Raw genomic sequence first — 13,547 nt, forward strand, 5'->3', positions numbered from 1 at the left:
TCAGCGCGGCACCTGGAGGCGTACCAGCCCCGGAGACGACCGGGGACCGGGGGCATACCGTGCCACCTGCTCGTCGACGTGCTCCAGGGCGATGCGTCCCCAGGGCATCACCACCCGTGGCGGCACGGACATGCTCGTCTCCTGCTCGATCCAGTCCTGGTGGATGCCGAGCCGGCCCGGGGTCAGCAGTGTCACGAGTGCGGCCACCGACCGCGTCTGGTCCGGTGAGTCGTCGACCGGGTCGGGCATGCTCTGCGATCGGATCGTCTCGAGGAACTCGCTGAGCAGGACGGCGTCCCCGGTGGCCGCGATGGCACGCAGTGCCGCCGCGACCGCGCCATCGAGCTGACGCCGGATCGCCGCTCGCTCGGAGCTGCTGGGTACCAGGGAGAACTCCCGCAGGTGGAACACCACTGCGGGGACCAGCCACGCGACGGCCGAGTCGGCACGGCCGGACTCCCCGTGGACGAACCCCAGCAGCGCCGCGGCCCGGGCGGCGAGGGCGCTACTGCCGCCCCGGCCGGCGAGCAGCTCGCCGTGCCAGCGTTCCAGCTCGCCGATCGAGACCTGGCGATCACCCCGGGCCAGGGCGGCCAGAGCCCGGTACAGCGGCATGACCAGCTCGAGCCCGCGGGCGCCGAAACGATCCCCGTCCGTGCGCGCGAGCTGCACGATGCGGTCGAGCTGCGCCAACCGCGCAGTCGCTGTGGCGCCGTCCTGGGCCGCGGCGTCCATCAGGATCAGGATGCCCAGCGCGAAGGCTGCGTGCTCGGCCGACCGCGGGTCGTCGCCGGCCCGGGCGACCATCCGTTCGGCGAGCTCGTGCATGCCCGAGACATCCTCGGCCGCAAGGCGTTCCATGATGGCCTTCTGGTCGCGCAGGAACGCCAGGTCCTGATCGATCAATCGGCCCTGCACCACCTCGATGAGCTGCTGTGCGGTGGTGAGATCGGCCCGCGACTGGGTCAGGGACGCCAGAGTGGTCACGAGCAGGTCGACGAAATCCTGGTCTTCGAGGTGATCGGCCAGGGCCAGCGCGCGACGGATCACGTGCTCGGCGGCCGCCAGGTCCGGGCGCAGCAGCTGAGCCACGGCGAGCATGCCCAGCGTCAGGGCCTGCAGCGAGCGGTCGGTGAGGCGTTCGCAGCTCTCGACCCCGAACTGCAGGACGTCGATCGCCGGAGCAGCGTCCAATCGCTCCAGGTGCACCAGGCCGAGCTGCAACGCGCCCATGGCCGCCAGCGCATCGTCGTCCAGGCGCCGTCCGATCTCGAACGCCTTCCGGGCGAACCGTTCCCGGCGCTCGGTGTCCGCCGCGTCGCAGCCCGAGAGCAGCTCGACGGCGGCCCGCCCGGCCAGGATCTCGCTCTCGTCCGCCTCCGCGTGCTCCTCCACGTGACGCCAGTGCCCGGCAGCGCGCTCGAAGGCTGTCGCGGCGCGCTCCGGATCGGTGGTCACGGCCAGTCCGGCCAGGGCGTCGAATGACTCTGCGGCCTGGCCATGGGCCGAGCAGGCGGCCGAGATCTCGGCGGCCCGGGCATACGCCTCGACGGCCTCGGCGTTCCGGTGCTGTCGCCTCAGAGCCTCACCCAGCAGATGCCAGGGGGTGCCGGCGTGGAAGTCCTGATCTTCGTCGAGGGCGGTCGCGGCCTCACGCAACAGGGTCTCGGCCTCGTCGAGCAGGTTCAGGTCGAGCGCCAGCTGCCCCCGCTGAAGCCGGGTATCGGCGGCAGGGAAGGGCCAGTCCAGGCCGGTGTAGAGGTCCTCGATGCAGGCGGCGTAGAGCCGCACGCCGAGCGCGTCGCGATCCTGCCCGCTGTCGAGTGCGATCCGTAGGCCCTGATCCAGCTGCGCCGTGACCATGTCGTCGAGCTCATCGACGGCCTCGATCAGATCCTCGGCCTCCAGCAGAGCCTCGGCGACGGCCTCGACGGCCGCGTCCAGCTCGGCATCGCTGCCCCACAGGGCGTCCCACAACCGACCGTGCGCCTGACGCAATCTCGGCCAGGAGCTCTTCGCTGCCTCGTCCACAGCTGGCCATCCTGGCGGACGTCTCCGCCAGGGCGATACCTCGATCCACCTCCTGCCCCCGGGCCGGTGGCTCCATAGACTCGGGTGGTGTCAGGCCGAGGTCGTCGTCGGCGCCCTACGTGACCTGGGGGGTTGATGGATTCGATCGAGGAGGACGCCGAGGAGGAACAGCACCGGCTCGGCGAGCTGCTGTTCCCGGTGATGGCGGACTACGCCGACGCGGTGTGTGCCGGCGATGCCGCCGGCCGGGCAGAGTATGCCGAGCAGCTGCGCTGCCTGGTGCGCGAGGACGTGGCGCCGGCCGCGGCGTGTGAGTTCGTCGACGTGCTCGGCGTGGTGGTCACCGAGCGCTGGGACGAGGACCGCCGCGCCGGCCTGCCCGCGCCCGGGCCCCCGGACGGCGCCTCGCTCGAGGAGTCGTTGCGGTACACCGAACAGCTGTTGCTCGAGCTGGGGTCGCGCGCCGGGGCGGCGTACGTGCTCATGGCACGCGGGCGTGCCCTGCACGGCCGGGACGACGCGGGCGCCGTGGTCGCCCTGCATCGCGCCTGTGGGTTGTTCGAGGAGCTCGATCTGCCACAGCCCCGAGCGGCCTGCCTGGCCGAGCTCGCCGCGCTGCGGCGCCAGACCGGGGACCACGGTGGAGCCGCCGAGGACTATCGCCGGGCGGCCGAGCTCGCCGAGCGGTGCGGCGCCACCGACCAGGCTCGGTTCTGGGGGGTGTGTGCCGCGGACGCCGCGCTGGCCGCGGGCCGGGACGCGGCGGAGGCCGTGCGGCTCGACGAGGCGCTCGACCGGTTCCGTGAGGCGCGTGCGGGGTACCTGGCCGGTGGCGCGCCGTGCGCCCCGGGGGCTGCGAACGCCGCGCTACACCTGGGGATCACGGCGTTCGCCCGTCACGAGACCGACCTGGCCGAGACCTGGTTCCGGACGGCGGACGCGGAGTTCGACGCTCTCGCCGACCGTGGCGGGGCCGGCGCCGTCCACCTCGCCTGGGGCAATGCCCTGATGTCGCGCGGCGACGCCCAGGCGGCCGAGCCCTTGCTGCGCCGAGCCCACGGCGAACTCGTCGAGGTCGGCCACCTCGCGGGTGCGGCGGCCTGCCTGCGGCTGCTGGCCGCCTCGGCGTTCCACCGTGGCGATCAGGCACGGGCAGGCCGACTGTTCGCGCAGGCGGCGCAGGTGCTGGGCGATCCCGAGAGCGCTGTCGTCGCCCAGCTGGCCGAGGTCCTCGCCGAGGTGCCGCACGAGGCCACCGGGTCGGTCCTGGCCGGCCTGCGCGAGCGCCTGGTGGACGTCGGCGAACTGGGCAAGGCTGCCGGGACCGCCATGCTCGAGGTGCAGGAACTGGTGCGGACCGGGCGCCGAGAGCAGGCCCGGGCCGCCGTGGCGCGCTTCGAGGATCTGGTGGCCCGGGCGAGCGCCGACCCGCGTAGCCGGTATGCGCTCCCGACGCTGTCGTGGATGCCGGCGCTGCTGACGGTGACGGCGTCCGACGTGGGTGGGCCGCAGGAGCGTCAGGTGGCGTTGCGCGACTGCCACGAGGCGATGGTGGCCGCCGGCGCGCGCCTCCCGGCGGCCCGGCTCGCCGTCCAGTTGGCGGCTCACGACCTGGCCATCGGTGACGCGCGACAGGCTGTCGATCAGGTGGTCCCCGCGTTGTTGACCCTGCACACGCTGGCGGCGACCCTGCCGGATGCCGGCGAGCGGAGCCGATGGTCCGTGGTCGTGGCCGACGCGGCGTACCTCGCCGTGCGGGCCGCGCATCAGCTCGGCGACCACCGCTTGCTCGCGGAGCTGCTCGAGACCGTGCATGGCCAGGCGATGCCCGAACCGTTGGCGGCGACCGAGGAGGAGCAGTCGCTCGATGCGCTCCTGGTGGCGACGGCGCGGCTGATCGCCCTGTCGGACGGCACCCAGGTCAGCGCCGGGGGCAGTCTCCGGGATCGCCTCGGGGATGGCCTCGGGGGCGGTCTCGAAGGCGGTCTCGGGGACAACACAGCGCCCGCCCGGGTGGCTCCCGGCGCAGCGGCCACCGCCCTGGCCGTACCTCCGGCGATCCGGATGCCGTGGCTGCGTCTGGCGCTCGAGGAACACCGCGCCGCGGCACATCGGTACGGCACCGACCTGGACGCCGCCGGCGTGGTGCGGTTCACCGTGGCGCGGTAACCGGTGGTTGGCTGGTGGTGTGCCACCCACCGTTGCACCACGGGCAGCGATAGACCCGGATCTCGCGTCGCGCGGAATCCAGCCCCAGCGCGAGGGCGAGCTGTCGGGCTCGCCGCCGGCTGCGCAGGGCGTCGGCGGCCTGACGGTGGTCGCGGTAGCGCTGCTTGCCTGTGGCGGGGCAGATCGTGGCGCGGTGACGATCGATGCGCCGTTCTCGTCGGCCTCGCCCGCAGCGGGACCGCATCAGCGTGGCGTGCATGGAACCTCCCCATCTCGTCCGGTCGACGGCCGGTTCTGGACGTCTCACCGCTGGAACCGATCCCGGTCGGCAGGATGGTGGGTGCGGTGATCACGGGCATTGATGGGCCGGGATCGGTAGGAGATGCTTCTGGGCGGCGAGGTCGGGGCGAAGGGGAGGGGCTGGTCGTGATCAGCAGGGCGGGCGGATGAGCAGGTACACCTGCCTGCACGTCGTCGCCGAGGTGCTGCAGCGACTGGCCCGGCTGCGGGGCATCGACGACGGTGGTCGGCGCGGGCCGTGGGCTCCGTGGCTGCGCCGCTCCGATGATCTGCGGGTCGGTTGGGGTGTGGTGATCCGCACCTGGCCGCTGGAACGTGGTCGCGCGCCGGGAGCGAACGCCGTCCCCGAGCGTGAGGTCGTCCCGTGGTTGCGCGAGGCCGCCGAGCGAGGGTTCGACGACTATGCGGCCCTGGGCGCGATCGCCCCCGAGGTGAGCCGGGGCGCGATCGAGCTGCTCGCCGACCACGGGGTGCGGACAACCCCCCACGAGCTGAGCGAGATCGTCGCCACCCGGCTGTTGGTCGCCTCGGCGGAGCTCGGTCGCTGCCCGCAGGGTCCACCCGAGCTCTCGGCCATCTCGGCGGGCATCGCCGCGGAGCTCGCGGGCGCGGCGAAATCGTTGCCCGCCGCGGACTTCGAGGCCCTCGCGGCGCCTCGGTACGAGACGCTCTGGCGCGAGAGGGGGGCAGCGGTGTGGGCGGCCTGGCCGCCGTCCGGGGTCGGTCTGGGCGCCGACGCTCGTCCGCCCCTGCTGCCCGATCGATCGATCGGGGCCGGCCGTGGCGGCTGGGCGCTCGGTACCGACCGCAGCGTCTATGACCGATATGGCCTGCACTACCAACGCAAGGCGCGCACTCGGCGGTCGCGGGACGAACCTGATCGCCGGCCGCTGCCGGCTGACGGTACCGAGCGCGTCGAGGAGGAACTGGCCCGGGTCTGCTCGCCGTACGGTCTCGTGGCGGCCGAGCACCACGGCGTGGTGCTGGCCATCGCCTACGGCGCCGAACGCGGCGACGCCCGGACCAGCCGCGGTGCACTCCACACCCTGCGCACCAGCCCGGATCCGCTGCTGCCGCTGGTCGCGGGGCGTCCGGCCGAGGCGGTGCCGGACGAGGGCCTGGTGGCCGCGGTGCGCGACCTGGTCGACGGCTGGCGACGTTCGGAGCCGGCCCGATTGCTCGCCGTCCGTCATGGCGATCTCGACAGCCACGTGGACGTGATCGCCTCGGCGCTCGGTCGCAAGGTCTGGATGGACCTGCACCGGCGCGAGCGCGAGTTCCTGACCCCGGCCGACCGTCCCTCGGTGGCGCGCCATCTCAAGGTGGCCATGGACCAAGTGGTTCCCGAGGCGGTGCAGGGACGGGCACTCGGTGCCGGTGAGGCGGGCCCGCCCGACCCTGCCGACCGGCCCCGACTGCCGGAGGCACGCGTCGGCCCGACGGCGGCCGAGGCCGACCAGCTGAGCCGGCGCGAGAACACCATGCTGCGCCTGATGGACGACGCGCGGGCCTCTGCGGCGGGGGCAGAGCGCTTGCGTCACTGGGGAATCGCCATCACGAGTGGAGACGACGAGCTGGTCCGTCGCGAGTACGCCGACTTCGTGGCCGAGCAGGTTGTGGCCTCGGCCGGTGCGTTGGACGCCGCGAGGTTCTCGACCGCCGACGAGCTCCTCGACGTGCTACGACAGGCACGAGGTGATCAGGCATGACGACATCGGTCCCGCCCGAGCCGCCCGGGGTGGTTCCCGTCGTCCGGGGTAGCACTGGGGACGTCGTGATCGGGCGGCTGCCCGCTGCCCCGGCCGGCGTGGTCACGCTGCCGGTGCCGGGAGGCACCCTCTATGTCGACCCCTCGGCGGTCGATGCCCTACCGGCCCTGGTCGTCGTCGACGAGGGCCGGGCGGCGACCGCGATCGACCGGGTGTTCGGCGAGGGCGTCGCCGCGGGGGCGAGCACGGCGGGTGAGCAACCCCGACTGCTGCCCGCCGCCCGGACCGAGGGATGCGAGCGACTGATCCGGTATGCAGCGCTGCGCTGGCTGACCTCGACCGGGCCGTTGCCGGTGGACCGGGCCACGCTCGCCCTGGAGTGTGCCGTCGCCGCCGACGACGCCGAGGACCTGCTCGATCCAGAGGTCCACGAGGCGCCGGACGTCGTGGAGTTCGCGCCGCTGGCCGTGGCGTTGGCTCGCACCCTGCGCACCGGTGGTGACGGGCTGGCCTGGCCGGGCCTGCCCGATCTGTTGGAGGACTCGCTCGCGGCGATCTGTCGTCGGGTGTCGCTCGATGACCCGATCAGTGCCGTGGCGCACCACGAGGCCGAGCTGCGCCGGGCGATGCACCGGTTCGGCACCGGGGCACTGGACTGGGACGCGTGGCAGCAGGCGGTGGGGTCGGCACGTCCCGAGGCCGCCGTCCACGCCGGCGTCGGTGGGGTCGCCGACGAGGCCGTCGTGCGCTCGGGGCGGTCGAGCGTCGATTGGGCGCACGTGCCACCAGGGGTTCTCGACGCCGCCGAGGGGACCGTGCTGTGGTGGGTGGCGCCGTCCGGCGCCGATCGGGTGCGGATCGAGGTCGAGGTACTCGCTCACCGGGCTCCGGTGCGGACGTCGGCGCTGGCCCGGCTGGTCGGCGGGGATCCCTCGGCGCGCGAGGTGTTGGTCACCCTCAGCCGTCGGGAGCAGACGCGCGGGTTGCGGGTGCGGGTCTACGTCCCCGGATTCCCGCTGCCTGTGGCGGACGCCGAGCTGCGGCCCAGTAGCGATGGGCAGCTGTGGCGGGGGTCGGTCGACGTCCCGGCCCGGGCGCTCGGCGACGACGGCATCCTGGTCGACGTGCACGGCACCGGATGGCTGGCCCCGCCGCGGTTCGGCCCCGCTGCCGTCCCGGCCGAGGCGATGCGTTGGGCGGGCCGGGGTCTGGCCCTGCTGCGGCTGTCGCGGGCGGCCCCCGGCACCCCCCGGGACGGCGTCCGTGAACCATGGGAGCGGGCGCGCCAGCTCTATGCCACGGTGGCCGAGGGCGGTGGCCCCGGTGCTGCGCTGGCGGCCCGGCAGGAGGTTCGCTGTCTCGCGGTGATCGTCGCCCATCTGGAGGCGAACGGAGAGACCCGCACCCGGCGGTTGCGGGCCGAGCTCGACGACCGCGCGAGCACTGTGACACCGATCGATGTCGCCGTCCCCGATCTCACCGACCCGGCCTGGGCTCCGACGGTCGCCGAACTGGGCCTGCTCGGCACCCGGAGCTCGTCGTGATCCCGGCAGCCGACGGCGACGCGCCCGAGCGGGTGGGGTGGTGGTTCGCGCTCGAACCGGTCGGTGCCGATGCGGTGGCCTGGTCGCTGATCCGGGTCGACGACGAACCGCCCACCGGCCCGGTCGCCGCCGGGCTGCTCGACGGCACCGCTCCGCTGCGTCGGTTGGCCCAGGCCCTGCTGCCGCAACGGGACGCCGCGCAGCTGTGGACCGGACCGCTGGTCGATCACGAGGCCGAACCCTGGACGGCGGTCCGGTTGGGTCGGGGCCTGATCCCGGACGCGCTGCGCGAGGAGTTGCTGGCTGCCGACGTCTCCCGGGTCCGGCACACCGTGACCATTGCCTGCCGCGGCTGGTTGGCCCAGGTGCCGTGGGACGTGCTGGCACTGGACGCCTCGGGCCGGGTTCGGCTCATCGAGCGAGCTCGCGTCGGCGCCGGGCTGTCCCCGACGGTCAATGCAGGCCGCCGGCGGGCGCCGGCGCCGCGTCCGGGTGCGCCGGCGTTGCGGCTGCTCGATCCGGGCAGCCGGCACGACGCCGATCTGAAGCCGATCTACCCCGGCGGCTACCCGTTCGACTGGGACGACGTGCTGCAACCAGGGGAGCGGTTGATCCCCGACGGGAGGCCGCTGAGTGCCGAGGCGTTCGGTGAGTTGCTCCGAGCCGAGGCCGGGTGGAGCCGATTGCTGTACTTCGGTCACTGCCGTCCGGGGACGGCGGACACCCCGGCCGGGGCCTGCCTCATGCTGAGCACCCCGGACGGGTCGCAGGAGTTCACGGCCCACACCTGGCTCGGCGATCCCGAGCGATGGCCTTGCCCTGCTCGGGTGGCCTTGATCGCTTGTGGCAGTGACGATTCGGTGCAGCTCGAACAGTCCGGGTTGCCGGTGGCCGCGGTCAACGCCGGGGCCGAGGTGCTCACGGTGACCCGGTGGACCCTGCCGCTGGACGTCGATCCCGCCGAGGCCGCCACGACGGCGCTCGCCCTGGCCGTGGACGCCGCCCACCGCGCCCCCGATCCCCTCACGGCCATCGGCGCCTGGCAGCGTGAACGCCTGACGGCGTGGCGGACCACGGGCCGGCGCCGGGATTCGCCACTGCTCTGGGGGGCACTGGCCACCTACCTGGTTCCGGTGGCCCAGGTGGAGTCGCCGAACTGACTCCCTGACCGGGATCGGTCGAGGGGACACAGGTGCTGACCGTGCCTGGCCCCGAGATCCCAGGGAGTGGTTCCCGTGCCGTCCTTGTTCCGACGCCGATCCCGCCATCCGTTGCCGACCGGTCGCCCCAGCCCGACCCGTTCGGCACGAACGACTCTGAGTCGTGACCTACAGCAGACTCAGCCACTGCAGGACCCCCTGCCGGACACCAGTGGTCCGGTGGCCCTGCTCGGCCTGCGGGCCAGCGTCACCGCAGGCGACCGGACGCGGCGTCCGGCTCGTCGGTTGGGGCGCCGGGTCCGCCGGGTCGAGATCGTGCGCCGTCGCCGCTCGGCCGCCCTCGAGGGCGTTCGCGGGCGGCTCGACGCCGGTCGGACGCAGGCCCGGCTGGCTGCTGCCGCCGCGCACGACCGTTCCGCCGCACGTCTGGGTCACCTCTCGGTGTGGATCTCGACGCTGCCGGTGTATGCGCTCGCCTTCGGGATGGTGCTGAACGATCCCGTCTTCGTGCTGATGACCCTGCGTGAGGCGTTCGACATCCCGCTCTCGACCGGGGCGCTCGACGTGCGCAATCCGGATGTGCTGGTCGCCGTGGCGGGCGCGTTCGTGGTGACAACGGTTCTCGTGGCGGCTTCGCACGTCACCGGGAATGCGTTGGCCACGTTGCTGTTCCGGCCGCATCTGGCCAGGGCCGGCACCGATGAGGGGGACTCCAGGGGTGCCTTCCCGGGGATCGCCGAGCATCAGCGGCTCATGGGCACCGTTCCCGCGGCGATCATCGCGACGATCGGCATCGTCCCGATGTTCTGGTTCATGGTGTTGCTGCACCATTTCGCGGTGGCCCGGTTCGAGGCCGACATCGCCGCCTCGATCACCGGTGGCAGAGCCCGCACCTGGGTGGTGTGGAGCATCACCATGCTGCCGTTGGTGGTGCTGGCGTTTCAGACCCTGGCCTGTGCCCCGCAGGTGGAGTTCGCCCGCAAGGCCTCCGGGTGGAGCCGTCGGTACCGACTGCGTGAGCGGCTCGACATCGCGGCCGACCAGCGCCGCATCAGCCTCGAGCACCGGCGCCGCACCCGCGCGGACTGGTCGCTCGCCGTCCTGGCGGACGTCTTGCGCGACATCGCGCACCGCACGGATCACGAGGCCTACCGGGCGCGCAACGAGACCGGGGCCGTGGACGTCTCGGCGGTCGAACAGGCCTGGCGGTTCCCCGCCGACCCGTTGCCCTCCGGGGTGCCGGCCGTGGAGGCCACCGGCCGGGTGGCCGGACGGTTCCTGCCCGGGCTGGACGACGTCCCGAACCGGGTGCGCTGTGCCGTGACGGCCTGGCGCCGGTTGCCGCCGGTGCCCCAGGCATCCGAGGCCGCCTGTCTGTGGCGGCAGGCGCGGACTCGCGCCGAGCAGGCGGCCGGGATCAGTGCTGGGACCACGGGGACCGGCCGCCTGGTGCGGCTGGACCTCACCGGCACCGAGCGGGTGCCGGCCGCCCGCAACGGTGCCGATCGCGTCACCGACCTCGACGTCGTCTCATCCCGGGAGCAGTCATGAACCCCACCGCACCCCGTCTCTGGAGCAACGCTGCCGTGCTGGCCGCCGTCCTGGTCGTGACCGGCTGTGGCGGCTCGGCCGACAGCGATGCGCCCGGGCCATCGGCGGGCGTGGCTCCGGCGGCCTGTGCCAAGGTCTTCGCCCAGAGCGTCCCGGCCGCCGCCGACAACGTGTTGCTCGTGGTCGATCGCACCGCCTCGGTGGCCGACCAGCCGATGCCGGCCGCGCTCGCCGCGGATCTGTCGGAGGTCAGCCGGCGCAACGGATCCCTGACCGTCGTGGCGGTCGACGGGGACGGCGCCGCGCCCCGGATCCTGGCCAAGCACGTCGCCTTGAGCACCTCGGGGGAGCGGGATCGTCCCTCGGTCGAACGGCTCGCCACGGTGATCCCGGCCTGCGTGGCGGCGACCTACGTCGATCCGGTACGCCCGGTGTCGGCGGGCAGCGATCTGTATCGGGCCATGGCGGTGGCGGCGCACCTGCTCACCCCGGGCACCCGGCTCTGGACCCTGACCGACCTGGTGCCCACCGCCGGGTCGCTGGCCCTGGACGACGAGCTGGTCAGCCGGGGTGCCGCGGCGGCCGGCCAGAGCCTGCTGCGGGCTGCCCCGTTGGATCTGAAGGGTGTGCGCTGGCACGTCGTCGGGATCGGTGCGACGTCGGCGGCGCTGGTGCCCGCGACCCAGGAGTGGCTGCGTGATCTCGGCCGTGTGCTGTGCAGCGGGTGGCATGCCACCGGGTGCGAGGCATTGGCCCTCGATCCGGTGAACCCGGTGCGCACCGGCGCTGCCGGCCTGCCCGCCGATCCGATGCCGGCCTTCCCCCGGGTCACCCGGCGACGCACGGGCGGCGGATGCACCTACACCGTCCCCGGCAGTGTGAGCTTCGCGGGGGACTCTGCCGACCTACGGGACGACGTCGGTCAGCTGCTCGGCGAGCCGTTGCGCCAGCTGCAGCAGGATCCACAGGCTCGTCTGGTCGTGGTGGGTCACACCGCGAGCTCGGCTCGCTATGACGCGGCCGGGTTGAGGACGTTGTCGCTGCGCCGGGCCGATGCGGTCGCCCGGTGGTTCCACGAGCAGGGCGTCGATCAGACTCGGATCACCACCCGCGGGGTCGGGGACACCGAGCCCCTGGCGGAGGACATCGACCCGACCAGCGGACAGCAGATCGAGTCCGTGGCCGCGCGCGAGCGGCGGGTCACCCTCACCGTGGCCGGTGCCTCGTGTTGACCCGGGCCCGGATCGCCTCGAATGCCGCTGTGCCCGCCGGGCTGCGCGACCTGGCGCCGCTGCGTAACCCGCGCCGCATGCTCGCCTGGTTGCTGGTGCCGCTGTTGGCAGCGTTGGCGTGGCTCGCTCCTGCCGCACTCGGCCGGATCGGATCGCTCGGCGAATCCCGGCTGGTCGGGCCGCGCAGCCCCGCCCCGGTGGGACTCGTGGTCGCGCTGGACGTGTCCGGCAGCTTCGCCTCCTACGCCGCCGTCCGGACCCGGGTGCTGGAGGAGGTGGTCCGCTGGGCGCCCGCGAATCTGCGCCCGGACGACACCCTCACGGTGCTCACCTTCGCCGGCGGGGCCGACGTCCTCATCGACGAGGTCACCATGGCCGAGCTGGCCCGCACCGGGCCTCGGCTGCTGGCCGCGGGTCCGGCGGTGGACGGCACGCGGATCCAACCGCTGCTGCACACGGCGGCGGATCACGTCACCCCCGGCCGCACCACCACGCTGGTGGTGGTCTCCGACACCGTGGTGAGCGATCTCGACCGCACCGCCGTCGACCGGCAGGTCCGGCAGCTCGACGCGGCCACCATGACGCTGATCGTGCCCGAGGGGGTCCGCCCCACGCGGGACTGGGCGTCCGTCTTCGACTACGAGCAGGTGCTGGCGTCCTCACCCGAGGCGTCCGGTGAGATCGCCCTGGCGATCGGCCGGGCCATCGCCCACGCGACCGGGCAGACCCTGCAACGTCGTTGAGGGGCAGACCTTTGAAGGACAGACCCATGACATTCGTCGACACCGATGACGGGAGGTGTGATGCTCTGACCGTGCGCCTCGAACCTCGCGAAGGGCCCGAGCGTCTCGAGCTCGACGAGGATGCCGGCGAGCCGGGGGTTTCCGAGCGTGATCTGGCCTTTCGTCACGAGGCGCGCCGCCATCTGGAGAGCACCGCCCGGCCGGAGGAGTTGCCCCGGGCGATGGTCGACGAGCGGATCGCCGAACTGCGCCGGCGGGAGGCCGTGGGCGAGGGGCACGCGGTGGTCGAGCATCTCGACGTGACCGATGCCCAGCTGGCGCAGCGAGCGCTCGATGGCACCGATGCCCGGATGGACCCGAAACACCCGGAACGGCATCACATCACCAAGCCGCCACCGGTCAACGCGACCCGGTTCGAGTCACCAGCGGCGTTGGTCCGGGCGGAGGCTGCCGCCTGGGAGTCGGACACCGGCCGCGAACGACGTGACGCTGCCCTGGCCGGGTTGCCCGAGCAGGCGAGCTCGAAAGAGCTGCACGACATCCAGGTCAAGTGCGTGATACCCATCGAGGAGGCGCTCGGCCCGGACTGGCGCGATCACGTGACCGGGCGCTCGCACGCATCGGGTGGCCGCGAGGAGACCCGATTCACGGCAGACAGCGTTGTCGTGACTCGCTGGCGGCTCGACGGCGAGGGTACGTGGTACTGCCAGACATGCTTCCCGAGCGCCCAGTGAGGAGGACGACATGCTGACGAAGCGATTCGAGGACTTCATCTTCACCTACCTCGATGCGGACGCCGACTCGGAGGAGATCGGTCCGCGGCTGCGCGAGGATCCTCCGCCGTGGTACGCCGAGTGGCTCCGGGCAGATTTCGAGCAGGCCGTCCTGGGCGATGCGTTGACGCCGGAACTGTTGCAGCGCTTGACGGGCCGCGCCGTCCCGGACGACGAGGCCGCCGTGGCGTGGTTGCGCGAGCTGTGGGCCGAGTGGTTCCCGGGTGAGTCCTATCCGGAGTCGTCCGGATGACAGTCCCAGCCGGGGCATCGATGACCGGAGCATCGATGAGTGCGCACGGATGCAGGGCATCAAACGGCCTCAATCGGTCTTA

11 protein-coding genes are annotated in these 13,547 nt (G+C 73.1%); 9 read left to right on the forward strand and 2 right to left on the reverse strand.

Annotated features, from left to right (window positions below; genetic code table 11):
* A complete protein-coding gene (locus IPK24_07145) occupies nucleotides 1–2,031 on the reverse strand; it encodes a hypothetical protein (GenBank protein MBK8075332.1) in 2,031 nt (676 codons plus the stop codon).
* Nucleotides 2,032–2,166: 135 nt separating this feature from the next.
* On the opposite strand from IPK24_07145, the gene IPK24_07150 reads away from it, so the two are divergent.
* The gene (locus IPK24_07150; GenBank protein ID MBK8075333.1) at nucleotides 2,167–4,200 is read left to right on the forward strand and encodes a hypothetical protein; all 2,034 of its coding nucleotides are present in this window, start codon (nucleotides 2,167–2,169) and stop codon (nucleotides 4,198–4,200) included.
* Here IPK24_07150 and IPK24_07155 read toward each other — a convergent pair.
* Nucleotides 4,184–4,459 (reverse strand): hypothetical protein, encoded by a 276-nt coding sequence (locus IPK24_07155; GenBank protein ID MBK8075334.1) that lies wholly within the window; start codon nucleotides 4,457–4,459, stop codon nucleotides 4,184–4,186. The genes IPK24_07150 and IPK24_07155 overlap by 17 nt on opposite strands.
* A gap of 187 nt (nucleotides 4,460–4,646) precedes the next feature.
* Here IPK24_07155 and IPK24_07160 point away from each other — a divergent pair, with 187 nt between their 5' ends.
* The 8 genes from IPK24_07160 to IPK24_07195 all read left to right on the forward strand — a co-directional run bounded on the left by IPK24_07160 (nucleotide 4,647) and on the right by IPK24_07195 (nucleotide 13,465).
* A complete protein-coding gene (locus IPK24_07160; protein MBK8075335.1) occupies nucleotides 4,647–6,209 on the forward strand; it encodes a hypothetical protein in 1,563 nt (520 codons plus the stop codon).
* Entirely contained in the window at nucleotides 6,206–7,753 is a 1,548-nt protein-coding gene (locus IPK24_07165; GenBank protein ID MBK8075336.1) for a hypothetical protein, read from the forward strand. Before IPK24_07160 ends, IPK24_07165 begins: the two co-directional genes overlap by 4 nt.
* Nucleotides 7,750–8,913: a CHAT domain-containing protein gene (locus IPK24_07170; GenBank protein MBK8075337.1), complete on the forward strand. Its 1,164-nt coding sequence runs from the start codon at nucleotides 7,750–7,752 to the stop codon at nucleotides 8,911–8,913. The genes IPK24_07165 and IPK24_07170 overlap by 4 nt, the downstream gene beginning before the upstream one ends.
* Before the next feature lie 219 nt (nucleotides 8,914–9,132).
* Complete coding sequence (locus tag IPK24_07175) at nucleotides 9,133–10,464, forward strand: hypothetical protein (GenBank protein MBK8075338.1); 1,332 nt, start codon at nucleotides 9,133–9,135, stop codon at nucleotides 10,462–10,464.
* On the forward strand, nucleotides 10,461–11,696 hold the full coding sequence (locus tag IPK24_07180; GenBank protein MBK8075339.1) for an OmpA family protein: 1,236 nt from the start codon (nucleotides 10,461–10,463) through the stop codon (nucleotides 11,694–11,696). The genes IPK24_07175 and IPK24_07180 overlap by 4 nt, the downstream gene beginning before the upstream one ends.
* A complete protein-coding gene (locus IPK24_07185) occupies nucleotides 11,690–12,439 on the forward strand; it encodes a VWA domain-containing protein (GenBank protein ID MBK8075340.1) in 750 nt (249 codons plus the stop codon). The genes IPK24_07180 and IPK24_07185 overlap by 7 nt, the downstream gene beginning before the upstream one ends.
* Nucleotides 12,440–12,510: 71 nt before the next feature.
* Nucleotides 12,511–13,173, forward strand: a complete 663-nt coding sequence (locus IPK24_07190; GenBank protein ID MBK8075341.1) for a hypothetical protein — start codon at nucleotides 12,511–12,513, stop codon at nucleotides 13,171–13,173.
* Nucleotides 13,174–13,183: 10 nt separating this feature from the next.
* Nucleotides 13,184–13,465, forward strand: a complete 282-nt coding sequence (locus tag IPK24_07195; protein ID MBK8075342.1) for a hypothetical protein — start codon at nucleotides 13,184–13,186, stop codon at nucleotides 13,463–13,465.
* Nucleotides 13,466–13,547 lie beyond the last annotated feature (82 nt).

The organism is Kineosporiaceae bacterium (assembly GCA_016713225.1).
Taxonomy (GTDB): Bacteria; Actinomycetota; Actinomycetes; order Actinomycetales; family Kineosporiaceae; genus JADJPO01.

Coding starts and splice junctions, on each gene's coding strand:
- IPK24_07165 (MBK8075336.1), top strand. CDS start 6,206: ATGACGACATCGGTCCCGCCCGAGCCGCCCGGGGTGGTTCCCGTCGTC.
- IPK24_07155 (MBK8075334.1), bottom strand. CDS start 4,459: ATGCACGCCACGCTGATGCGGTCCCGCTGCGGGCGAGGCCGACGAGAA.
- IPK24_07195 (MBK8075342.1), top strand. CDS start 13,184: ATGCTGACGAAGCGATTCGAGGACTTCATCTTCACCTACCTCGATGCG.
- IPK24_07150 (MBK8075333.1), top strand. CDS start 2,167: ATGGATTCGATCGAGGAGGACGCCGAGGAGGAACAGCACCGGCTCGGC.
- IPK24_07180 (MBK8075339.1), top strand. CDS start 10,461: ATGAACCCCACCGCACCCCGTCTCTGGAGCAACGCTGCCGTGCTGGCC.
- IPK24_07160 (MBK8075335.1), top strand. CDS start 4,647: ATGAGCAGGTACACCTGCCTGCACGTCGTCGCCGAGGTGCTGCAGCGA.